The sequence below is a fragment of the Streptomyces sp. B1I3 genome, assembly GCF_030816615.1.
In the GTDB taxonomy this organism is placed as follows: Bacteria; Actinomycetota; Actinomycetes; order Streptomycetales; family Streptomycetaceae; genus Streptomyces.
Map to the genome: position 1 here is coordinate 7,117,264 of NZ_JAUSYD010000001.1, position 21,951 is coordinate 7,139,214.

Here is a 21,951-nt window from a genome sequence, read left to right on the forward strand (position 1 = left end):
GGCGCGTGATCTCGTGCGGCGACGTCCGGGGGCGCCCCCTCCTGCCACCGGTGAGCCCGGCGCCGCAGGCGCGCGCCGTCCATGGGCTTGGGTAGGCTCGGCGCCGTAAGCGACGGGTGAAGGCGAAATCGGGGGCGAATCGTGACGGCTCATCAGGAACCGGTACCGGCCGGCGGGGCGGGCGTTTCGGCAGCGGATCCGGAGGTCTTCCAGCCGCTGGCCGACGACGACCCGCGCAGCGTGGCCGGATATCTGCTCAGCGCCCGGCTCGGGGCCGGTGGCATGGGCAAGGTCTACCTCTCGTACACACCCGGCGGGCGCCCCGTGGCGATCAAGGTGATCCGCCCCGAATTCGCCGAGGACCCGGAATTCCGCCGCCGGTTCCAGCAGGAGGTGCGGGCCGCGCAGCGGGTGCAGGGCCTGTACACCGCACCGGTGATCGACAGTGACACCGAGGGCCCGCGGCCGTGGCTGGCCACCGCCTACGTACAAGGGCCTTCCCTGCACTCGGCGGTCGCCGCACACGGGCCGATGCCGGTAGCGTCCGTCCTGCTGCTCGTGGCGGGGATCGCCGAAGCGCTGCAGGTCATCCACCGCGCCGGTATCGTCCACCGCGACCTCAAGCCGTCCAATGTGCTGCTCGCGGTGGACGGACCCCGCGTCATCGACTTCGGTATCGCGCGCGCCGCGGACACCACCGCGCTCACGGGCACCGGCGTCAGCGTCGGCACGCCCTCCTTCATGTCGCCCGAGCAGGCGGCGGGGACGAGCTGCACGGAGGCGACGGACGTCTTCGCCCTCGGCCAGATCGCGGTGTTCGCCGCGACAGGTGCCGCCGCGTTCGGTGACGGCTCCTCGCACGCCGTCCTCTACCGGATCGTCCACGAGGACCCTGACCTGTCCCGGCTGCCGGACGAGCTGCGGGAAGTGGTCACCGGCTGCCTCGGCAAGGACCCGGCGCAACGGCCGTCCACCGCCCGGATCATCGAGATGTGCGGCCTTGCGTCCCAGGACCCGGCGCTGCGCCGCCCGGGCAGCTGGCTGCCGTCCTCCTACGCCGCTGACCTCACCCAGGCAGCCGCACCGACCCCGCCGCCGCATCCGGCGACGCAGGCGGCCCCGAGCACACCGCCGGCCTACCCGGCGACCCAGGCGGCCTCGCACACGCCGCCGGTTCATCCACCCACCCAGGCCGTACACCCGCAGCCCGCGCCCGCACAGCCCCGTCACCCTTCCGCGCCGGGTTCCTACGCCTACCCCCCGACTGCCGGCTACCCGTCCCAGCAGGCCGCCGGGGCCCCCGGCGGCTATCCGAACCGTCCCTTCCCCGGGGCCGCAGGGGGGCACCCGTCGGGCCCGTGGCAGCCGCAGCAGCCCCGCAAGCGGAACCGCGCCGGGCTGGTGGCCGCGGTACTGGCCGCCGCCGCGCTCATCGGGGGTGGCGCGTACCTGGTGGGACAACAGGACGCGGACAAGGGAAGCGCGAAGGACAGCGGGAGCGGCGCGCCGAAGTCCGGCGGCGGCGGGACCTCGGACGCGGAGGCCGGCACAGGCGGGAAGAGCAAGGCCCCTGCGGCTCCCGAGGGAACCGTGTACAAGAACCTCAGCATCCCTGTCGGCTACGCGGTGAAGTTCGCCGACCAGCCGCCGCAGCCGGAGGACCTGGACGTCAACTACGAGGGAGACTTCGGCTACTCCGGCGACATGATCAACGGCGACAGCCTCGCCACGAACCAGTCGGAGAACACCATGGCCCTCCTGGACCCCGCGGAGCCGGGGTCGCTGGCCGGCTGCCGCGCCAACACCCGGTACACCACGTCCATCGCCAAGGACAAGGTGGGCAAGGGTGACCGGATCTGTGTGAAGACCGGATCGGGCCACTACGGCCTGGTCACTCTCAACGGTTTCGCGTCGAAGGACTCCCCGAGCCAGTACGTCAGTGTGGACCTCACGGTGTGGCGCAACGTGACCAGCTCCTGAACCGGCCGCCACCCGTGACGGAGCCCGTCCGCCCGCAGGGTCTCCGTCCGACCCGCCCACCCGGGCACCCGCCCCCTGGTCGACGGGACCGGGCAGGGCGGGGGGTCAGCCCGGCGGAGCCTCCGACACGCGCCAGGCGGTCGCTAGCCCTTCCAGCCACGCCGGGGGCAGTTCGGCGTGCTCCCATTCCGCCCGGAGCGCCGACGGTGCGGCGGTGAGGCGTTCGAGTACGGCGATGCTCGTGGGGGAGTGGAGGAGGGAGTAGCGGCTGTGAACGGCGATGCGGCTGCGGGGCCCGTACTCCGCGTACAACTGGGCCAGCTGCTTCCGGTGTGACTCGGTGAACTGCTCCAGCTGCCCGGCGTATCCGACCCGCCCCACGACACTCATGGTGCCGAGTACCGCGGTGAGGACCTCGTCCGATTCCTCGGGGTCGAGGTCCGAGGCGTCACTGAACGCGAGGTAGAGCGGCGTCACGGCGACCTTCGCACGCTCCACCTCCACCCTTCCGACGGGGTGGCGGCCTCGTGCGGAACCCCCCGCCGAGCCGGACACCGCGGGCCCGATGGCCCGCTCGAGGGTTCGCTCGGCGATGCGGGCGAGCTCGTCGACGACGGCCTGGGCGCCGTCGCGCCGGCCGACGCCGTACGGCTGCCCGCCCTCGACCGGGGCGGCCGCCGCCTTCCCGGCTCGGCTGTGCGCGTCCGCGATCGCGCCGGCTTCGACGAGCGCGATCAGCGCTTCCGCCTCGTCCCGGAACACGCCCGCGCGGCCCAGGAGCTCGAGAAGGGTGCTCTTCGCGTTCAGGACGCTGGCGGAGTCCAGCGGGTGCGGGCCCGTTTCGGCGGTGTCGATCGTGTCCTCCTCGTCGGCCTTGCCCGGTGCTTGCACAGGTGGTTCAGCAGGACGTGGCTCCCTGCCGCACTCCCCGCGCCCCGGCTGTGGACGTCCGGCCGCGAGCGGCCGTCGCCCAGCTTCTCAAGTCTCCATGATCCGGCCGGCCGTCGTCGCGCACAGGCCTTTTCGGATCACACCGTGTCCGTCGGGACCGGGGAGTCACCTCCGCCGTCCGGAAGGGAGCGGCGCACGGCTGGCGGAGTGGATCGGCCGACGTCCGCCCCGCCGACGGGTGCCCGGTTCGGCGGGGTGCCGAATGGCGCCGTTCCGGCGGGGCACCCGATGATTGATCCCGGTAGGCACCACCCCTTTGGTCATCCTTGGAGGCAGCGTCATGAGTCTTCTCCGTATCCTCGGCCGCCCGATGCTCGCCTCGATGTTCGTCGCCGGCGGCATGAACTCCCTGCGCCATCCCGAATACGTGGCCTCGGCGGCCGAACCCGTCGTCCGGCCCGTGACCGACCGCGTGGCCGCGCTGCCGGACGGCACCGAGCAACTCGTCCGGCTCAACGGCGCCGTGCAGGTGGTGGGCGGTGTCCTGCTCGGGCTGGGCCGCTGCCCGCGGCTGTCGGCGCTGGCCCTCGCCGCGACGCTGGTCCCCACCACGCTGGCGGGGCACCGCTTCTGGGAGGCGGATGACCCCTCCGACCGGATGCAGCAGCGCATCCACTTCCTCAAGAACGTGTCCATGCTGGGTGGCCTGCTGATCGCGGCCGACGACACCGGCAGCGCCCCCTCGCTGCTGTGGCGGAGCCGGCATACCGCCCACGACCTGAAGCGCGACGCGCGGGTGGTGCGCCGCTCGGTCCGGGCGACCGCGCGTCCCGCGGCGGCGGCCGGCGGGCTCCGGGCCAAGCTGGGAGTCTGAGCGAGGGGATATCTCCGCGGACGTGGGGGCCGGCCCGCAGAGGCCGGTGCGAGCCGGCGCCCGCCGCGGCCGGTCCGGTGACCGCCGGCCGGCGCCGCGCCGACCGTGCATGCGGCCGCGTGGAGGAGTGGTGGCGCACCACCGCTCCTCCACGGGCATTACGGGGATTGCGGGGAAGCCGCCTGCGCCTCCGGCGCGGGCGCTCCGTCCACTCCGTCCGTGGGCTTCCAGCGCAGCAGGTCTCCCGGCCGGCAGTCGAGTGCCTCGCAGAGCGCGGCGAGCGTGGCGAACCGTACCGCCTTGGCGCCGTTCTTGAGGACCGCCAGGTTGGCGGGTGTGATCCCGACGCGTTCCGCCAGTTCCCCCGCGGACATCTTCCGCCTGGCCGGCATCACGTCGATGTCGACGGCGATCGGCATCAGATCACCTCGTCCAGCTCTGCCTTCACCCGGTCCGCCTCGAGGTCGCGCGCGACGGCCCGGGCGAGCAGCGTCCGCAGCACGAGCACGATGAGCGCGACCCCCATGACCGCCAGGGAGGCCCCGCAGATCAGGAGGACGACGCCCGGGGCCACGGGGCGGGATGCGGCACAGGCCGGGGGTGCTGGGCGCGGGCGTGGCCGGTCATGACCTCGGGCAGCCGGTGGCCGTGGTGCGCCGACGCCGCCAGCAGGCCGAGGGCGACCGTCTCCGCCTCCTGCGCCAGGCCGCAGCGTGCGAGGCCGAGCAGGACGACCGCGTTGTCGTGCGGCCAGGAACTCCCCCGGTGGTAGGAGAGCGGGTGGTGACCAGGCTGGTTCGAGGCGAGCGTCCGGATGGCCCATCCGGAGAAGAAGTCGGGTTCCAGCCGGCGTCGTCCCGCTCGACGGGCGTGCTGTCCGTCGAGGGTGCCGGACCACAGGAGCTGTCCGTCGAGGGTGCCGGACCACAGGAGCTGTCCGGCGTCGGAGGCCGGTGAGTCGGTCTGCCGCCCGCTGCCGTCCAGGGCCGGCGCGGGAAAGGTCGGTCCCCGGGCGGGAGTTCGCCACCGCGCTACGGACCGGCGCGGGCTCAGGCGTCGACGCGGCCCATGGCCTGCGCATACAGCGGCTGCTCGACCAGGCGGCGCACTCCTGCACGGCGGGCGGCCGGTGCCGTCGACGCGACGTAAAGAAGTGAACGCGGCTCCGGTCTATACCAAAGCCTTGACAGGCTCGACGTTCATTCCTTAAATCACGTAGTGAACTAACCGCTTCCGCTCCCGCGCTCTCCCTCCGGTCGGTGCGGGGTGTCCGGGAGGGGTCCGCCTGTCCGGCTCGCCCGTATATGACATGTGCACGTCACCCCCCTCACGCTCCCCGAAGGGAGATGGAATGAGTTCCACGCGTTTTCCTCGGCGTCTGGTCCTGTCCCTGGTCATGGCGCTCGGCCTCGCGTCCCTGTCCACCGGACTGGCGCAGAGCGCGCCCACGCCGGTGACCCCGCCCTCCGTGGCCGCAGCCGCGGCCGCACCGGCCGCCCTCACGTTCTCCGACGAGTTCGACGGAGCCGCCGGCTCCGCCGTCGACGGCGGCAAGTGGCAGATCGAGACCGGCGACAACGTCAGCAACCACGAGCGGCAGTACTACACCGCGGGCAACCGCAACGCCGCCCTCGACGGGCAGGGACACCTGGTCATCACCGCGCGCAAGGAGAACCCGGGCAACTACCAGTGCTGGTACGGGCGGTGCGAGTACACCTCCGCCCGGCTGAACACGGCCGGCAAGTTCACCACCACGTACGGCCGGGTCGAGGCCCGGATGAAGATCCCGCGTGGGCAGGGCATCTGGCCCGCCTTCTGGATGCTGGGCAACGACATCGGCCAGGTCGGCTGGCCCGCCTCCGGTGAGATCGACATCATGGAGAACGTCGGCTTCGAACCGTCCACCGTGCACGGCACCCTGCACGGCCCCGGATACTCCGGCAGCGCGGGGATAGGCGCGGGCTACACCCTGCCCGGCGGGCAGGCGTTCGCCGACGCGTACCACACCTTCGCCGTCGACTGGAGCCCGAACGCCATCACCTGGTCCGTGGACGGGACCGTCTACCAGCGACGCACCCCCGCCGACCTCGGCGGCAAGCAGTGGGTCTTCGACAAGCCGTTCTTCGTGATCCTCAACCTGGCGGTCGGCGGCTACTGGCCGGGCGACCCCGACGGCAGCACGGTCTTCCCGCAGCAGCTCCTCGTCGACTACGTCCGGGTCAGCTCCGGCAGCGGCCAGCAGGGCGGCGGCGGACCCATCACGGGTCTGGCGGGCAAGTGCGTGGATGTGGCGGCGGGTTCGGCGGCGAACGGTACGGCGGTGCAGTTGTACGACTGCAACGGTACGGGGGCGCAGCAGTGGACGGTGGGTGCCGACGGCACGATCCGGGCGCTGGGCAAGTGCCTGGATGTGGCTTCGGGTGGTACGGCGGACGGTACGAAGGTGCAGTTGTGGGACTGCAACGGTTCGGCGGCGCAGCAGTGGGCGACGCCGGCTGCACGGGACATCGTGAACCCGCAGGCGAACAAGTGTCTTGATGTGACTGGCGGCAACAGTGCCAACGGCACCCGGCTGCAGATCTGGACCTGCACCGGTGCCGCCGCCCAGAAGTGGACCGTGACCCGGTGACCGCGAAGCCCATGGCGCGACCGGTGGTCCGGGGCCTGCTGAGCACCGCAGCCGTGACAGCCGCCCTCCTCACCGGCCTGACCGCCGCACCCGCGAGCGGCGCCGCGACGGCCACCGGCCAGATCACGGGTCTGGCGGGCAAGTGCGTGGATGTGGCGGCGGGTTCGGCGGCGAACGGTACGGCGGTGCAGTTGTACGACTGCAACGGTACGGGGGCGCAGCAGTGGACGGTGGGTGCCGACGGCACGATCCGGGCGCTGGGCAAGTGCCTGGATGTCGCTTCGGGTGGTACGGCGGACGGTACGAAGGTGCAGTTGTGGGACTGCAACGGGTCGGCGGCGCAGCAGTGGGCGACGCCGGCTGCACGGGACATCGTGAACCCGCAGGCGAACAAGTGTCTTGATGTGACTGGCGGCAACAGTGCCAACGGCACCCGGCTGCAGATCTGGACCTGCACCGGTGCCGCCGCCCAGAAGTGGACCGCGCCGGGCGCAGGAGGCGGAACCCCCGGACCCGGAGCCATGGCCGTGGCCCCGTACCTGTACAACGGCTGGGGCAGCCCGCCCAGCCCCACCACCGTCATGAACGCGACCGGCGTCAAGTGGTTCACACTCGCCTTCGTCCTCAGCAACGGCTACTGCAACCCGCAGTGGGACGGCAGCCGTCCGCTGACCGGCGGTGTCGACCAGCAGACCGTCAGCACCGTGCGCGCGGCCGGCGGCGACGTCATTCCGTCCTTCGGTGGCTGGAGCGGCAACAAACTGGAGAGTTCCTGCTCGAGCGCGGGGGAACTGGCCGCCGCCTACCAGAAGGTCGTCAACGCCTACGGGCTCAAGGCCATCGACATCGACATCGAGGCCGCGGCGTACGACAGTCCGGCCGTCCAGCAGCGTACGGTCGACGCACTGAAGACCGTCAAGGCCGCGAACCCGGGGATCAAGGTCTACGTCACCTTCGGCACCGGCCAGAACGGGCCCGACAGCAGTCTGATCGGCAAGGCCGCGGCCTCAGGCCTCACCGTGGACAGCTGGACCATCATGCCGTTCAACTTCGGGGGCGCCGGCCAGGACATGGGCCAGCTCACCGTCCGCGCCGCCGAGGGCCTCAAGACCGCGGTCAAGAACGCGTACGGGTACTCGGACGACCAGGCCTACCGGCACACCGGGATCTCCTCGATGAACGGCGTCACCGACAACGGTGAGACGGTGACCGTGGCCGATTTCCGCACCATCCTCGGTTACGCACAGCAGCGTCACCTCGCACGGTTGACCTTCTGGTCGGTCAACCGCGACCGGCCCTGCACGGGAGGTGGAGCCGACACCTGTTCGGGAGTCCCGCAGCAGCCGTGGGACTTCACCCGGGTCCTCGCCTCGTACACGGGATGACCCGCCGCGCGGGGGTGGGCACCGCCCGCCCCCGCGTGCGGTGACCTCGCCGTGCATGCCCACGCGCGGTGCGCGGACGGCACGGTCTGCGGAGTGGCGTCATGAGGCCGGTGCGTCGCCGGCCGCCGCGGCGTAGCGACGCGCCAGACGGGCGAAGGCGTTCCTGAGTTCCGCGGGCCCGACGACCTCGATGCCGGCGTCGAACCTGCCGACGGCGGCGGCCAGTCCGGGCCACGACCAGGCACCCAGGACGAGACGACAGCGGTCCGGGCCGAGTTCCTCGACGACTCCGTCGCGGAGGTAGCCGGACACGAGGGTGGCGGGCAGGTCCAGGATGACCTCGCCACGGCACGGCCAGTCGGCGGAACCGTCGGAACCCCGGAACCTGCCCGCGACGAAGGAAGCCACGTCACCTCCGGGCCGGCGCGCGGGGTGAACCGGGGCCCTGCGGGGGTGCGCGGGGTGATCCGGTCGACGCGGAAGGTGCGCCGGTCCTCGCGGTCGAGGTCCCGGGCGACGAGGTACCAGCGTCCGTCCCAGGTGACGAGGTGGTGCGGCTGGACACGGCGCGGCGGCGCCGGGGTGAGAGACCGGTGCCGACGGGTGCCTCCCGGGATGCGGAGGAGTAGTCGAAGCGCAGCACCTCGCACGCGTGGACGGCGGTGCCGATCGCCAGGAGCACGCCACTGTCGGCCTGCGGGCCCGGCCGGTTCGAGGGCCGCTCGACGGCGGTGACCCGGAGGGTGTCGATCCGGTGGCGCAGTCGGGCGGGCATGACCTGCCGAACGGTGTGCAGGGCGCGTGCCGCGGCCTCCTCGATGCCCACACCGGTGGTGGTGGCGATCTGGAGGGCGACGGCGAGGGCGACGGCCTGCTCGTCGTCGAAGAGCAGCGGGGGCAGCTCCGGGCCGGCTTCGAGCCGGTATCCGCCGTCGGGGCCCTTGGCCGCCACGACGGGGTAGCCGAGTTCGCGCAGGCGTCCGACGTCGCGGCGCACGGTGCGACGGCTGACGCCCAGCCGCTCGGCGAGCAGCGGTCCCGGCCGGTCCCGACGCGCCTGGAGCAACGAGAGCACGCGGAGCAGCCGCGCCGAAGTCTTCCGCATGACCTCCATGGTGCCCCGGGAAGCGGCCACATCCTGTCCGCTTCCCCTGCGACCGTTGTCTTCGAACAGGGCCGGGAACGCCACGCCCGAACCGGCCCGGCCCCCGTACGGGCCGTTGTGCGGAGGACCTCAGGGACGACCCCCAGAGGCAAGGAGCAGATCAGTGGACGTCGTCGGCGGGCACCAGGCGTCCTGACGCCGGAGCCCGGGCGGCCGGCAGGGCTGCCCCGGCGGCAGGCAGGAGGTTCACCGCGGCGCGAACGCCTCGACCTCCAGGATGCGCGAGTAGTCGCCACTGTTCGACGCGTGCACGACCACTCTGACCGCGTCGGCCGTGACCGGATCGAAGGTGGCCACCACCCGTTCGAGCGTGTTGCCGCGGTAGGAGCCCACGCCCAGCCAGTCGCCGCCGCTCCTCACCTGGACATCGAAGTCCTTGATGCCCTGGAGCGCCGCCGGCCGGGCCGGGGTCCCGTAGGTGACGACCTCGATCCGCCCGAGCTCGACCGGCTCGGGCCAGGTGACCGCCAGCCAGTCGGGGAAGGCACCCTTGTCGGCGTCGTTCCACCCGTTCCCGGCCGACCAGTTGCGGTAGTCGCTGTCACCGTCGACCGCCCCACAGGTACGGAAGTTGCCGTGCGTGGACGAGGCGATCACCAACTGCCCGAAGGCCAGGTCGGTCCCGGGCCCGGGCTCGGGGACGGCCTCGACCGTGAGGGGCACGACGACGCGCTGTCTGCCACTGGCCACCGTCAGGTCGTACGTTCCCGGCGCCGTGCCGGGCGGTACCCGGACGCCTACGGAGCGGGTCACGGCCTGGTCCGGGTCGGTGGCCGGCAGGTAGGTGGAGAAGATGTTGTCGGTCAGGGCGATCGGCGCGTCGGAGGAGAGTGTGGCATCGGCGAAGACGGGTTCCTTCCCGGTGTTGGCCATGCTGACGGCGAGCGTGGTGGGCCTGCAGGGGAGTTCGTCGGCGGTCAGGCTCCGCGGTGTCGCCGAGAGGACGACTCCGGGGCCCGGGACCTTGGCGAGGGGCCGGGCCGTGACGGCACGTGCCTCGTCCGACGGGGCACCCGTGGCGACGGTGGCGGCGGCGATGCCCGCGACGACGGTGGTGGTGAGGATCTTCTTCACGCTGGGCTCCTCAAGCCTGCTGAACGGCGGCGACGCCGTTCTCGACGGCGTACACGGCCCGGCTGCTGACGGTGCCGTCCGGGACGGTGACCTTGTCGCACACACGGAAGTCGGACAGCCACAGGTCCGGAGTGATCTCGCAACTGACGTAACCCCGCTGGAAGTTGCCGAACTTCATGTGGGGATTCTCGTCGAGGAGCACCTGGCCCCCGGCGTCGAGGTCCTGCCCGTCCAGCCCCGACGTGATCGACGTCCCGACGAACTCGGTGGCCACCACTCGGGAGTCCGGGTCGTGGAAGTCGAGGGCGAGGTCGCTGACGACGCTGCGGTGCAGGTCGCCGGCGAGGCTGACGACGTTGCGGATCCCGCGCTCGGCGATGCCGCCGAGCAGACGGTCGCGGGAGGCGCTGTAACCGTCCCAGGTGTCCATGGGCACGGCCACGGAAGGCCCCGACACGGTGTCGAGCAGGGTGACGGCGGTCTGGTGGCCCAGGATGTTCCAGCGGGCCGAGGACGCGGAGAGCCCGTCGAGGAGCCACCGCTCCTGAGGGCGACCCAGCAGCGAGCGCGCCGGGTCCGCGGTCGCCTCGTTCGGCGCCTTCGTCCCGTCACCGTTGGCCTGGTCGTCACGGTACTGGCGGGTGTCGAGCATCGAGAACTCGGCGAGTCGCCCGTACCCCAGCCGGCGGTGGAGCTGCATGTCGGGGCCCTGCGGGAGCTGGGGCGCACGCAGCGGCATGTGCTCCCAGTACGCGCGGAAGGCGTTGGCCCTGCGTACCAGGAACTCGGCCGACGGGGTGCTCCCCGCACTGGGACCCGCCCAGTTGTCGACGACCTCGTGGTCGTCGAAGACCACGATCCAGGGCGCGGACGCGTGGGCGGCCTGCAGGTCCGGATCGAGCTTGTAGTAGGCGTAGCGCCGACGGTAGTCGTCCAGCGTGACCGACTGGCGGGTGTGGTGCTCGTCGCCGTCGCCCGGGCGGATGCCCCGGTCGACGCCGAACTCGTAGATGTAGTCGCCGAGGAAGAGCACGACATCGTGCCGGCGTGAGGCGAGGTCCCGGTGAGCGGTGTACCAGCCCTCCCAGATCGCCTGGCACGAGGCGAACGCCAGCGACATCCGGGGCACGAGCTGCTCGGGGGACGGCGCCGTCTTGGTCCTCCCCACCGGACTGATGAAGCCTCCGCTGCGGAACCTGAAGAAGTACTCGTGCCACGGCCGCAGGCCGCGGACGTCGACGTGGGCGGTGTGGCTGAACTCGGGGCCGACATGGGTCGTACCGCGCCTGACGATTCTGCCGAACCGCTGGTCGGTGGCCACTTCCCACTGAACCGGATACGTCCGCCGGTCCATGCCCCCGAACGGGGCGAGGGGGTCGGGCGCCAGACGGGTCCACAGGACGACACCGTCGGGCAGCGGGTCACCGGAGGCGACGCCGAGGGTGAACGGATCGTTCTTGGGATGTGCGGTGACGGCGGCGGAAGCCGAACCGGTTCCGGGCAGGGTCGCGGAGAGGGCGAGGGCGGCGGCAGCGCCGGTGACGGTCATGAACCGTCGGCGTGTGGCTGCCGTGAACGCTGAGGGCGGAGCGGGTCTGGAAGTCACCCGCACAGGAAACCGGAGCGCGATGAACGAGGAGCGTCCCTCAACAATCCGAGGAAGGACGGCCGGAGGGCGGGCGGCTGGACATGGCCGGGCTCGCACCGGTCGGCGTCTTCGTCCGCGGACGCCGGATCTCCCTCGCCCACGTGCCGGAGCCCGGGCCCGGCACGTGGGCATGGAAACGCCCGCCCGCCCGGCCGGAAACGGCAAGCACGGAGACGCCCGCCCGCCCGGCCGGGACGGCAGCCGGCGGTCCCACGCGCGCACGCCCCACTTCCGCCGTCCTCGCAGGACGCGGACTCCGGTGGACCGTCGGCCGGCTGGACGCCCGGAGCCGGCAGTCGTCGCTGCCGGACACACCGTCTGCCGGGCCGCCAGCGGCGCCCGGCAGACGGTCACGCCTCACGCCCGGCCCGCCGCAGCGGAGCCGGGTCAGGCTTCTTCGGGTGTGGCCGGGACCGGTGCCGGACGGGCGGTCGCGGCTGCCGGCCGGCTGCGCCGGGACCGGTGGGACATCCAGGCGGCGACCAGGGAGCCCGAGATGTTGTGCCATACGGAGAACACGGCGGCGGGCAGGGCGGCCAGCGGACTGAAGTGGGCGGTTGCCAGTGAGGCGGCGAGCCCCGAGTTCTGCATGCCGACCTCGAAAGCCATGGCGCGGCTGGCCGGTTGGCCGAGGCCGCTGATCTTGCCCGCGCCGTAGCCGAGAGCGAGCCCGAAGCCGTTGTGCAGCACGACGGCGACCAGCACGCTGAGTGCCGCCGACTTGATCGTACCGGCGCTGCCCGCCACGACGGCGCAGACGATCGCGGCGACGGCCAGCGACGAGAGCCAGGGCATCACACCCAGCACCCGGTCGACGAGCCCGCCCGCGACCAGCCGCACCACCAGGCCGCCGATCACCGGAAGCAGCACGGTCTTGAGGATGTCCGCCATCATCGAACCGGCGTCCACCGGCAGGTACTCGCCGGCCAGCAGGAGGGTGAGCGGCGGGGTCACCAGGGGAGCGAGCACGGTGGAGACGGTGGCGACGGAGACCGACAACGCGACGTCGCCGCGAGCCAGGAAAGTCACCACGTTCGACGCCGTACCGCTCGGCGCACAGCCGACGAGGATCAGCCCGGCCGCCAGCTGCGGCGGCAACCCGAGCGCATGGGCGATGATCCAGCCGAGCCCCGGCATGATCACGTAGTGCGCGACCAGACCGATCGCGACGGCCCACGGCCGCTTCGCGACGCCTTTGAAGTCCAGGGGGGTCATCGTCAGCCCCATGCAGAACATGACGATTCCCAGGAGGTACGGCACCGAGTCCGCCCAGCCCGCGAACGTTCCGGGCGTGGCGAGACCGGCCGCACCCGCCAGGAGCACGAGGACGGGAAACACGGTGACGGCGCGCCTGGCTGCTCTGTCATCGGAAGTCGGCTGATCAGGGACTATCTGTTCGGATTGCACAGGCGCGATGAGACGCCGAGGGCCCTGCCCGTCGCAAACCCGTCTCGGCATGTGGTCGTTGTGTCCACGATGTGTACGATTTGGCAGGCGTCGCACACCGCTTGGCCACCGTGTCCCCTCGCCCGACCTCAGTCCGGCCGCAGACCTGGCCACCGCGCTGAGCGGCCGGCCGACGCGCCGCCCCGCTCTCGCCGGCGCACGGGGCCCGCTTGCGCGACGAGGGCCTCGAACGCCCGGGGGTGGCGAGGGATCAGCTCGACGTGACCGCCGCGTCGGCTCGCTCGTCGGCGCAGGCGAAAGCCCGCACACGCACCGGCACGTGAGCGCCTGTCAGAGCTGGAACTCCGCGGGGGACAGGTTCAGCGCCACGCACGCCTCCCGGATGACCATGTGCTCGGCCTGGGAGAAGTCGCCGTCGGCACCGGCGACGACGATACCGGTCTGGATCACGGCACGCGCCTCCGTCGGCTTCTTGACGGTCTTGGCGATGTCCTGCATCGCCTCGGCCTTCCCTTGCGGGAAGTTGTGCGTGAGGGCGTCCACGTGCTTGTTGAAGCGCTGGCGCAACTGCTCGGGCGGGAAGTTCTGCAGTACGTCGTTGCCGAGGATCATCGACTCCACGTGCTGCCGCTCGGCGGGGTCCACGTGCCCGTCGGCGGCCGCCACCAGCGCACACATCGCCATACTCGCGTCCCGGTACGCCCCGCTCTTGAGCTCGGTCTTGAGGGAGCCGAGCTGTGTCTTGAGCATGCTGACCAGTTGGGCGCGCGAGCCGCCGCCGGATCCCGTGCCTCCACTGCGCCCTCCGGTCCGGCCGCTTGCGCCCTGGGACTGCTGCAGAGTCCTGGCCTGGTCCTTGAGCCGGTCCCACACTGCCATGTGACGTCACCTCGGTATTGATCTGGTACATCGGTCGCGAGTTCGCGCGTGTGCACTGATCCAACGGCCGGAGCTGGGTAAAGGTTCCGCAAAGCCGAATGTCCGCTCCCGCGCACCTCACCCGGACGGCGGGCACCGTCCCTCGCCCGGCCGGGACACGCGAGGGCGGCACGGCCCCACGGCGGCCGCGTGCAGCAGACTGCGTGCATGGGCGATCAACATCCGCCGGGGCCTGCGCCGCGCCGGTTCCCGCCGCGGCCGGAGAGCGTGGCGTCGGCCCGGCGCTTCGTGCGCGCGGCTCTGCGCGGGACCGAGCCGGACGTGGTGGACACCGCACAGCTCCTGGCCGGCGAGCTCGTGACCAATGCGGTGCTGCACGCACGCACGGAGGTCGAGGTGGACGCCCGGCACGTCCACGGCGTGGTCCAGGTGCGGGTCACCGACCGGCAGCCGCGCCGCTCGCCGGTCCCGCTGGAGGACCCGTCCTACTCCTGGACGGGATGGGGGCTGGTTCTCGTCGAACGGCTGGCCTCGCGCTACGGGGTCGACGCAGGCCGTGACCACAAGACGGTGTGGTTCGACCTGCGCACCGGCGGGGGGCCACCACCACCGCCATCCGGCTGGGGAGCTCCGGCGTGCTCCGGTGTCACCGTGACGCTGGTCGACTTCCCGAGGGCGCTGTACGCGGCGTGCCGGCGGCGCCGGAACGCGCTGCTGCGCGAACTGGTGCTCGCCGTGCCCGCCGCCGGCCGGCTCGGGGTACGGCCGGAGGACCTGGTCACCGCCCATGACACGAGCAACGTCATCACCGCCTGCGTGGCGGCCGCGCTGGACAGGCAGCCGTCGCCCGCGGACATCCGTTCCCTGTCCCCGTCGGTGTCCATCTCGGTGCCGGCGGACGCCGCACCGGCGGTGCTCACCCTGCGCCGTGTGCTCGGACTGGCCGAGGAAGCGGCCAGGGAGGAGCGCCTCCTCGCCCGGCCGACCCTCCCCCAGGCGTGCGCCTTCCGGGGATGGCTGTTCGACCAGATCGTCGGCCAGCTCGCCGGCGCGCATCCCACCGCGTGGACCGTCGTCCCGCGCGACCCGAGCGCGAGCCTCTCCGGGCTGGTGCCGTGGGAGCCCGGCCACATCCAGGCCAGCCGGGTCCCGGCCGTCGTGGCCGACGAGGAGCACACGATCATCGCGGTCAACGAACCGGCGGCGGCGATGCTCGGCTGGGAAGCGGACGATCTCCTGGGACGGCGGTTGACCACACTCATCCCGGAACACCTGCGGCAGCGTCACAGGGCGGCGTTCAGCTCCCTGCTGCTCACCGGCCGCCCCCGGATCCTGGGCCGCTCCGTACCGCTTCCCGCGCTGCACCGCGACGGCCGGCTGGTCCCCATCCGGCTGGTCATCCAGACCCAGGAGACGGCCGACGGCCGCACCGTGTTCGTCGCCCAGCTGACCCCCAGGACGGTGGAACCCGCGCTCGCGCCGGCCTCGCCCGGCGGGATCCGGCAGACACCGGCGCAGAAGCCGGACCGGCCGGAACGGCCACCGGGCCGGCCGGACGCCCCGGTACGGGACACCCGGACGGGCGACCGTGCGGACGGCATGGCGGCGCTGGAGCGACTTGCCCTCCTGGCGGACACCGGCACCGCGCTCAGCAGCGCCGCGGATCTGCACGAGGGCCTGCGGCGGGTGTGCCGCATCCTGACGCAGCGGCTGGCCGACTGGTGCGTGGTGGACCTGGTGGACGAGCACGGCCACGTACAGCGGGTCTGCCTGTTCCACCGCCACGCCGGTGAGCTGACCCCCGAAGCCTACGGCGGCAGGTTCCCGCCGGCGTCGGACACCGCGCGGGGCCCACTGGCCCGGGTGCTCCGGGGGGCGGGCCCGCTGCTCCTCACCGATTTCCCCTCGCCGGGGCGGGCGGAGAGCCGGGTCGACCTCCATCACCTGGACCTGTTCGAGCGGCTCGGGGCGAGCAGTGCCGTGGTGGCCCCCCTCCGAGCCCGCCGGGAAGTCTTCGGCGCCCTGACCCTGGTCCGCCTCAGCGGTGAACGGCCGTTCGGCGAAGGGGATCTGCCCTTCGTCGACGACCTGGTCCGCGGCCTCGCCCTCGGAGTGGACAACGCCCGCCTGTTCCAGGAGACGCGGGCCATCGCCGAACACCTCCAGCGCTCCCTGCTGCCCGCGCTGCCGGACATCCGGCATCTGCAGCTGGCCGCCCGCTACGCCCCCTCCTCCACCGCCGCGCAGGTCGGCGGCGACTGGTACGACAGCTTCGTCCTCCCCAACAAGGAAGCGGCACTGGTCATCGGAGACGTGGCCGGACACGACCTCGACGCGGCCGTCACCATGAGCCAGCTGCGCAGCATGCTGCGCGGGATCGCCATGGACCGCCAAGAACCTCCCGGAGAGGTCCTGCGCCGCCTGGACAGGGCGAACCACAGCCTGTCCCAGGAGGCCACCGCCACCTGCGTCTACGCCCTCGTGAAGGGCCCCGAACAAGGTCCATGGCTGCTGCACCACTCCTCGGCCGGACACCTGCCACCGCTGCTGACCACCGAGGACGGCGGCACCCGCTACCTGGAGGAGGGCGCGGGCCTGCTGCTCGGCATGGATCCCGAGCTGCCCCGTCCCGCCGCCGAGGACCCCCTCCCGGCCCGCTCCACCCTGCTGCTGTACACCGACGGGCTCATCGAACGCCGCGGCGAAACCCTCGACCAGGGCATGGACGCGCTGCGCCGGCACACCGCCGAGCTGGCGGGCGAACCCCTCGACGTGTTCTGCGACGAACTGCTCATCAAACTGGGTGCCGACAGCGCCGACGACATCGCCGTCCTCGCCGTCCGCCCCACGCCCCCGCCCTGACCGGTTGCGGCAGCCGCCGCCGGCGAACACCCGGGTGCCCACGGACGCCCGGGTGCCCACGGACCGTCAGCGCAACGCTTCGGGCAACGGCTCGCGGTGGACGATCCCGAGGCGCTGCGTGGCACGGGTCAGCGCCACGTACAGATCACTGGTCCCGTACCGGGCCGGCTCCACCACGAGGACGTGGTCGAACTCCAGCCCCTTGGCCCCGCGCGGGTCGAGCAGCACCACCGGAAGGGTGAGGTCTGGAGCGTCACCGGCCGTGACACCCGGGAGCGGGGCGGCGATCTCTTCATGCAGGTCGCGCGGTGCGATCACCGCGAGGCGCCCCTCCTCGGGCGTCAGCTCCCCGACGGCCCGCGCCACCGCGCCGGCCAGGTCCTCACCCGCGTCCAGCGTCCACGGCACCTCACCGGTGGACCGCACCGAGCCGGGCGGTTCGAAGGAGGGGTCCTCGGCCCGGACGACCTTGGCGGCCAGCTCCATGATCTCGGCGGGCGTGCGGTAGTTGACCCCGAGCCTGACGTGCTCGAAGCGGTCACCGACGTACGGCCGCAAAATGCGCTCCCACGAGCCCACACCGGCCTCCTCGGAGGTCTGCGCCGGATCGCCGACCAGGGTCAGTGAGCGGGTCGGTGCCCGTCGCATCAGCAGGCGCCACGCCATCGGGGACAGCTCCTGGGCCTCGTCCACGATGATGTGCCCGAAGGCCCACGTCCGGTCGGCGGCGGCCCGCTCGGCCGCGCTGCGGTGATCGGACTCCTCGTGCCGCTCCGCCATCCGCTCGGCGTCGACGATGTCGTGGGCGGAGAGGACCTCGGACTCCTCGTCCTCGAACTCGTACGTCTCCGATCCCCTCGAAAGCTCCAGCACACCCTGGGCGTAGGCGATCCGCTCCTGGCGCCCGGCCTCGGCGGCGGCCCGCTCGGCGCTGTCGTCGGCGCCGAGCAGTTCGGCCGCCTCGTCGAGCAGCGGGACGTCGGCGGGTGTCCACTGCGCCCCGCCGGGCGTGCGCCGGATCGCCTCGGCGTCCTCGGCCGGCAGGTACACCGGCTCGGACAGGTAGTCGCCGAGGAACTCCTCAGGGGTGAGCGTGGGCCACAGGTCCGCGACGGCGGCATGCACCTCCTCGCTCGCGGCGACGGCCTTGCCGAGCTGGGCGATGTCGTCGGGCCCCAGGAAGTTGGGGCCCCCGTACGGGTCGGCCCCGATGCGCTCCGCGAGCTGCGCGGTGAGGGCGTCGATGATGTGGAAGGCGAAGTACGGACGGGCGAGATTGTGCGGCAGACGGGTGTCGCGGGCCGCCTGCCGTGCCTCGTAGGCGATCTCCCAGTCCAGCACGAGGTCCCCGTCGTCGTGGGGGACGACCACGGGGTCCCCCGGCTCGGGCAGCCGCTGGCGGTCGCGCACGGCGAGGGCGAGGGCCTCCGCCATGTCCTCACCGCCCTTGACGGCGGCGGCGCGGGGCGTGTCGGTGCCACGGGCGTACACCCCGGGGAAGAGCTCGGCCTGCGTGGCCAGCATGACGCCCGTCTCACCGAGCGCCGGCAGCACCTCGCCGATGTAGCGCAGGAAGGCGGGGTTGGGGCCCACGACCAGGACGGCGCGCTTGGCGAGCAGTTCACGGTGTTCGTAGAGCAGGAAGGCCGCCCGGTGCAGCGCGACCGCCGTCTTGCCCGTACCGGGGCCGCCCTCGACGACGAGCACACCGCGGTGCGGGGCGCGGATGATGCGGTCCTGCTCCGCCTGGATGGTGCGCACGATGTCGCCCATGCGGCCGGTGCGGGCGGCGCCGAGCGCGGCGAGCAGTACGGCGTCGCCGCTGGGGTCCTCGAAGCCGCTGCGCTCGCGGTCACCCAGGTCGAGGATCTCGTCGTGCAGCTCGGTCACCCGGCGGCCCTCGGTGGTGATGTGCCTGCGCCGGCGCAGCCCCATGGGCGTGTACCCGGTCGCGAGATAGAAGGGACGGGCGACCGGCGCCCGCCAGTCGATCAGAAGAGGCGTGTGCTCGGCGTCGTCCTCGCGGATTCCGACCCGGCCGATATGGTGCGCGGTGCCGTCCGAAAGGTCGATACGGCCGAAACACAGTGAGCCGTCCACCGCATTGAGCGCTGCCAGCAGACCTGAACGCTCGGCGACCAGCACGTCGCGTTCCAGGCGCGCCTGCAGACCGGTCCCGACCGGCGTCAAGGCGTCCTCGACGTGCTGCGCGGCCGCTCCGCGCAGCACGTCGACACGCTCGTGGACCCGCCGGACGAATTCCTGTTCCGCCTGCAGTTCGGCGTTTTCGCGGGTTGACAAAGTGGCTCCCTGCCCGATACGGTGAATCTTGTTGGGCCCCCTTGCGGGGTCTTTTTCTGTATGCACACAGAAACAACGAATATACGCGACGAAATCCCCGATCCGCAATTGCGGATCGGGGATTTCGCCGTTCCGGACCGGTCGTGGCCCGCCCACGCGGTTCCTCAGGGGCGCGGCCCGACCAGCCGTTCCCCGTCCCTGACGAGGATCGCCGAGGCGGGACAGGAGTCCGCGGCGTCCAGCGCGCGCTCGTCCCGGGGAATGCGGTCGTTCACGGGTCGCGCCCGGTCCGTGTCGTCCAGTCGGTACAGCTCGGGTGCGATGCCGCTGCACATGCCCGACCCCATGCAGAGCCCGCGGTCGACCTCCGTCGTCCAGGTCACGGCCCTCACCACCCCACCGGCATCTCGCGGGGACCCCGCACGAGCATCTGGTCCTTCCATGCCACGTCCCCTGCCAGATGCAGGCCGGGGAAGCGGACGAGCAGGGCTTCCAGTGCCTCCTGCAGTTCCAGCCTGGCGAGCGGCGCACCGAGGCAGTGGTGGACCCCGTGTCCGAAGCCCAGGTGCTGCACACCGCTCCTGGTGACGTCCAGCCGGCCGGCTCCGTCGAACTTCAGGGCGTCGCGGTTGGCGGCGCCCACCGCGACGAGCACGGGTTCGCCGGCCCGGACCAGCGTGCCGCCGACCTCCACGTCCTGGGTCGCGTACCGCGGGAAGCTCGCGCCGCTGCCCAGCGGCACGAACCGCAGGAGCTCCTCGACCGCTCCGCGGATCAGGCCGGGGCGCTGCCGCAGCAGTTCCAGCTGGCCGGGGTGGTCGAGCAGGACGTGCACGAAGTTGGGGATCTGGGTCGCGGTGGTCTCGTGGCCCGCGACGAGGATGCCGACGCAGAGGTCCACCAGTTCCTGCTCGCTGAGCCGGTCCCCGGTGTCGCGGGCCTCGATCAGTCCGGTCATCAGGTCCGCCTCGGGGTGGCGCCGGTGCTCCTCGATCAACCGGCCCATGTAGGCCTGCAGTTCCTCGCGACTACGCTGGAACTCCGCGGCCGTCAGGGAACTCGTGGACAGCGCGGCGTCGCTCCAGACCCGGAATTTGGGCCTGTCCTCCTCCGGTACGCCGAGCATGCGGCAGATCACCGCGACCGGGATCGGCAGCGCGTAGTGCTCCACGAGGTCGGCGGGCTGCCCCTGGGTCTCCATCGCGTCCAGCAGCCCGTGGGCCAGTTCCCGTACGGCGGGCCGCAACTTCTCCACCTGGTGCACGGTGAACGCCTTCGCCACCAGGGTGCGCAGGCGGGTGTGCCCCGGAGGGTCCATGCTCAGGATGCCGCTGTCCCGGCGGCCTTCCGACTGGCGGGGTTCGTCGTGACGCAGAGCCTCGGCCCGGCTGAAGCGCCGGTCGCCGAGGACGAGGCGGGCGTCGGCGTAGCGGGTGGCCAGCCACGCGGGTTCGCCGTACGTCATCCGCACGCGCATCAGCCCGGGCCGTCCCAGGGCCTCCTGGTAGGCGTCTGCCAGCCCCAGCCCGGCCGGTTCGTTGAAGGGGTAGGGAACGGGCGTCTGTTCGGCCGTGGCCGTCATCGTGTGACCTCCCTGTTACTCAGCGGACACTCGAGCATCGGGTTCGGCCGCCGAGACGGTCAACAGCGCCTTGTCGGCCATCGCGAACTCCTCCGGGCGCCGGCGGGAGCGGGGCACGCGGAACGAAACCGCGGGGACGACGGCGGCCCGCCGCCACCGGGTGGCGTGTCACGCGAACGAGTGAAAGGCTCCGTTCCGTGGACCGTGATCAATTGGGAAAGCAACTACTGGACGGCCTGACCGTCGACACGAGCAGGCCGGAGCAGCCGATCCTGCTCGACGAGGCGGGCAGGCCGATCAAGACCTGGCGTGAGAACTATCCGTACGACCGCAAGGTGCGGCGCAAGGAGTACGAGCGGGACAAACGCATCCTGCAGATCGAGATGCTCAAGCTCCAGAGGTGGACGAAGGACACCGGCGCGCGGATCGTCGTCGTGTGCGAGGGACGGGACGCGGCCGGCAAGGGCGGCACCATCCAGCGCTTCACCGAGCGCCTCAATCCTCGCGGCGCCCGCATCGTGGCCCTGGACAAGCCGACGGACCGCGAGCGGGGCCAGTGGTACTTCCAGCGTTACGTCGGCCGTCTGCCGGCGCCGGGCGAGCTCGTCTTCTTCGACCGCTCCTGGTACAACCGGGCCGGCGTCGAACGCGTCATGGGGTTCTGCACGCCGCCCGAATACGAACTGTTCCTCCGGCAGGCGCCGGTGTTCGAGCAGATGCTCGTCGACGACGGCATCCTCCTGGTGAAGTTCTGGTTCTCCGTCTCCCGGGCCGAGCAGCGCACGCGCTTCGCCATCCGCCAGGTCGACCCGGTACGCCAGTGGAAACTCTCACCCACGGACATCGACTCCCTCGACCGCTGGGACGACTACACCACCGCGAAGATCGACATGTTCCGTGCCACCGACACCGCGCACGCGCCGTGGACCGTCGTCAAGAGCAACGACAAGCGCCGCGCCCGTATCGAGGCGATGCGCAGCCTCCTCGCCCGGATCGACTACGCGGCGAAGGACCGCGAGGCGGTCGGCGCGCCGGACCCACTGATCGTCGGGGCGGCGGCCACGCTGCTCGAACCGGGGGAGGAGGACACCGCGCTCTCACCGACCCGCCTCGCGCCGAACACCGAAGGCCCGGGCGAGCATCCCTAGCGGCGAACGGAAGACTCTTGAAGGACGCCACGGCCGCCGGCCGGCGAGCGCCCGGCGGCCGTGGGGCCGCCGGGCGCACGTGTGCGGGAGCAGGGCTCGGACAGCGGACGTCGGCGCCCGGCGGCC

The 21,951-nt window shown here is 72.1% G+C and carries 15 protein-coding genes and 3 pseudogenes; 6 read left to right on the top strand and 12 right to left on the bottom strand.

What is annotated here, in order from left to right; genetic code table 11:
• Positions 1–141: 141 nt before the first annotated feature.
• Entirely contained in the window at positions 142–1,980 is a 1,839-nt protein-coding gene (locus QFZ58_RS32350) for a serine/threonine-protein kinase (RefSeq protein ID WP_307128418.1), read from the top strand.
• A 105-nt stretch (positions 1,981–2,085) separates the two neighbouring features.
• Here the strand turns inward: QFZ58_RS32350 and QFZ58_RS32355 are convergent, their stop codons facing one another.
• On the bottom strand, positions 2,086–2,871 hold the full coding sequence (locus QFZ58_RS32355; RefSeq protein WP_307128419.1) for a hypothetical protein: 786 nt from the start codon (positions 2,869–2,871) through the stop codon (positions 2,086–2,088).
• A gap of 340 nt (positions 2,872–3,211) precedes the next feature.
• Here QFZ58_RS32355 and QFZ58_RS32360 point away from each other — a divergent pair, with 340 nt between their 5' ends.
• Entirely contained in the window at positions 3,212–3,745 is a 534-nt protein-coding gene (locus QFZ58_RS32360; protein ID WP_307128420.1) for a DoxX family membrane protein, read from the top strand.
• 158 nt (positions 3,746–3,903) lie between these two features.
• Here the strand turns inward: QFZ58_RS32360 and QFZ58_RS32365 are convergent, their stop codons facing one another.
• The 3 genes and pseudogenes from QFZ58_RS32365 to QFZ58_RS32375 all read right to left on the bottom strand — a co-directional run.
• Complete coding sequence (locus QFZ58_RS32365) at positions 3,904–4,164, bottom strand: helix-turn-helix transcriptional regulator (RefSeq protein ID WP_307128421.1); 261 nt, start codon at positions 4,162–4,164, stop codon at positions 3,904–3,906.
• Positions 4,164–4,319: pseudogene (locus QFZ58_RS32370) on the bottom strand (DUF2975 domain-containing protein); the annotation flags it as partial. The gene QFZ58_RS32365 and the pseudogene QFZ58_RS32370, both read right to left, overlap by 1 nt.
• Positions 4,295–4,747, bottom strand: a pseudogene (locus QFZ58_RS32375) (aminotransferase); the annotation flags it as partial. The pseudogenes QFZ58_RS32370 and QFZ58_RS32375, both read right to left, overlap by 25 nt.
• A gap of 349 nt (positions 4,748–5,096) precedes the next feature.
• Here QFZ58_RS32375 and QFZ58_RS32380 point away from each other — a divergent pair.
• Both QFZ58_RS32380 and QFZ58_RS32385 read left to right on the top strand, forming a co-directional pair.
• On the top strand, positions 5,097–6,374 hold the full coding sequence (locus tag QFZ58_RS32380) for a glycoside hydrolase family 16 protein (protein WP_307128422.1): 1,278 nt from the start codon (positions 5,097–5,099) through the stop codon (positions 6,372–6,374).
• Between the two features lie 11 nt (positions 6,375–6,385).
• Positions 6,386–7,759, top strand: a complete 1,374-nt coding sequence (locus tag QFZ58_RS32385) for a chitinase (protein WP_307129069.1) — start codon at positions 6,386–6,388, stop codon at positions 7,757–7,759.
• A gap of 99 nt (positions 7,760–7,858) precedes the next feature.
• Here the strand turns inward: QFZ58_RS32385 and QFZ58_RS32390 are convergent.
• From QFZ58_RS32390 to QFZ58_RS32410, 5 genes and pseudogenes are all read right to left on the bottom strand, one after another.
• Positions 7,859–8,864, bottom strand: a pseudogene (locus QFZ58_RS32390) (helix-turn-helix transcriptional regulator).
• Positions 8,865–9,110: 246 nt separating this feature from the next.
• A complete protein-coding gene (locus QFZ58_RS32395; RefSeq protein WP_307128423.1) occupies positions 9,111–9,998 on the bottom strand; it encodes a discoidin domain-containing protein in 888 nt (295 codons plus the stop codon).
• A gap of 10 nt (positions 9,999–10,008) precedes the next feature.
• Positions 10,009–11,547, bottom strand: a complete 1,539-nt coding sequence (locus QFZ58_RS32400) for an alkaline phosphatase (protein WP_307128424.1) — start codon at positions 11,545–11,547, stop codon at positions 10,009–10,011.
• A gap of 486 nt (positions 11,548–12,033) precedes the next feature.
• Positions 12,034–13,053 carry a bile acid:sodium symporter family protein gene (locus QFZ58_RS32405; RefSeq protein WP_373428624.1) on the bottom strand — a complete coding sequence of 340 codons (1,020 nt, stop codon included), beginning with the start codon at positions 13,051–13,053 and terminating at the stop codon, positions 12,034–12,036.
• Between the two features lie 330 nt (positions 13,054–13,383).
• On the bottom strand, positions 13,384–13,932 hold the full coding sequence (locus QFZ58_RS32410) for a tellurite resistance TerB family protein (protein ID WP_307128426.1): 549 nt from the start codon (positions 13,930–13,932) through the stop codon (positions 13,384–13,386).
• A gap of 207 nt (positions 13,933–14,139) precedes the next feature.
• Between QFZ58_RS32410 and QFZ58_RS32415 the strand changes: the two genes are divergently transcribed.
• Positions 14,140–16,794 carry a SpoIIE family protein phosphatase gene (locus QFZ58_RS32415; RefSeq protein ID WP_307128427.1) on the top strand — a complete coding sequence of 885 codons (2,655 nt, stop codon included), beginning with the start codon at positions 14,140–14,142 and terminating at the stop codon, positions 16,792–16,794.
• A gap of 66 nt (positions 16,795–16,860) precedes the next feature.
• Here QFZ58_RS32415 and QFZ58_RS32420 read toward each other — a convergent pair whose 3' ends face one another.
• From QFZ58_RS32420 to QFZ58_RS32430, 3 genes are all read right to left on the bottom strand, one after another.
• Entirely contained in the window at positions 16,861–19,071 is a 2,211-nt protein-coding gene (locus QFZ58_RS32420; protein ID WP_307129070.1) for an AAA family ATPase, read from the bottom strand.
• A gap of 188 nt (positions 19,072–19,259) precedes the next feature.
• Positions 19,260–19,487 carry a ferredoxin gene (locus tag QFZ58_RS32425; protein WP_307128428.1) on the bottom strand — a complete coding sequence of 76 codons (228 nt, stop codon included), beginning with the start codon at positions 19,485–19,487 and terminating at the stop codon, positions 19,260–19,262.
• Complete coding sequence (locus QFZ58_RS32430) at positions 19,484–20,677, bottom strand: cytochrome P450 (RefSeq protein ID WP_307128429.1); 1,194 nt, start codon at positions 20,675–20,677, stop codon at positions 19,484–19,486. The genes QFZ58_RS32425 and QFZ58_RS32430 overlap by 4 nt, the downstream gene beginning before the upstream one ends.
• A 212-nt stretch (positions 20,678–20,889) precedes the next feature.
• Here QFZ58_RS32430 and ppk2 point away from each other — a divergent pair, with 212 nt between their 5' ends.
• Positions 20,890–21,825 (top strand): polyphosphate kinase 2, encoded by a 936-nt coding sequence (gene ppk2 / locus QFZ58_RS32435; protein ID WP_307128430.1) that lies wholly within the window; start codon positions 20,890–20,892, stop codon positions 21,823–21,825.
• The last annotated feature ends 126 nt before the right edge of the window (positions 21,826–21,951 follow it).

Excerpts from the sequence above, each read along its gene's own strand:
- QFZ58_RS32380 (WP_307128422.1), top strand. The coding sequence starts at position 5,097 with ATGAGTTCCACGCGTTTTCCTCGGCGTCTGGTCCTGTCCCTGGTCATG.
- QFZ58_RS32365 (WP_307128421.1), bottom strand. The coding sequence starts at position 4,164 with ATGCCGATCGCCGTCGACATCGACGTGATGCCGGCCAGGCGGAAGATG.
- QFZ58_RS32410 (WP_307128426.1), bottom strand. The coding sequence starts at position 13,932 with ATGGCAGTGTGGGACCGGCTCAAGGACCAGGCCAGGACTCTGCAGCAG.
- QFZ58_RS32360 (WP_307128420.1), top strand. The coding sequence starts at position 3,212 with ATGAGTCTTCTCCGTATCCTCGGCCGCCCGATGCTCGCCTCGATGTTC.
- QFZ58_RS32400 (WP_307128424.1), bottom strand. The coding sequence starts at position 11,547 with ATGACCGTCACCGGCGCTGCCGCCGCCCTCGCCCTCTCCGCGACCCTG.
- QFZ58_RS32415 (WP_307128427.1), top strand. The coding sequence starts at position 14,140 with ATGGGCGATCAACATCCGCCGGGGCCTGCGCCGCGCCGGTTCCCGCCG.
- QFZ58_RS32385 (WP_307129069.1), top strand. The coding sequence starts at position 6,386 with ATGGCGCGACCGGTGGTCCGGGGCCTGCTGAGCACCGCAGCCGTGACA.
- QFZ58_RS32430 (WP_307128429.1), bottom strand. The coding sequence starts at position 20,677 with ATGACGGCCACGGCCGAACAGACGCCCGTTCCCTACCCCTTCAACGAA.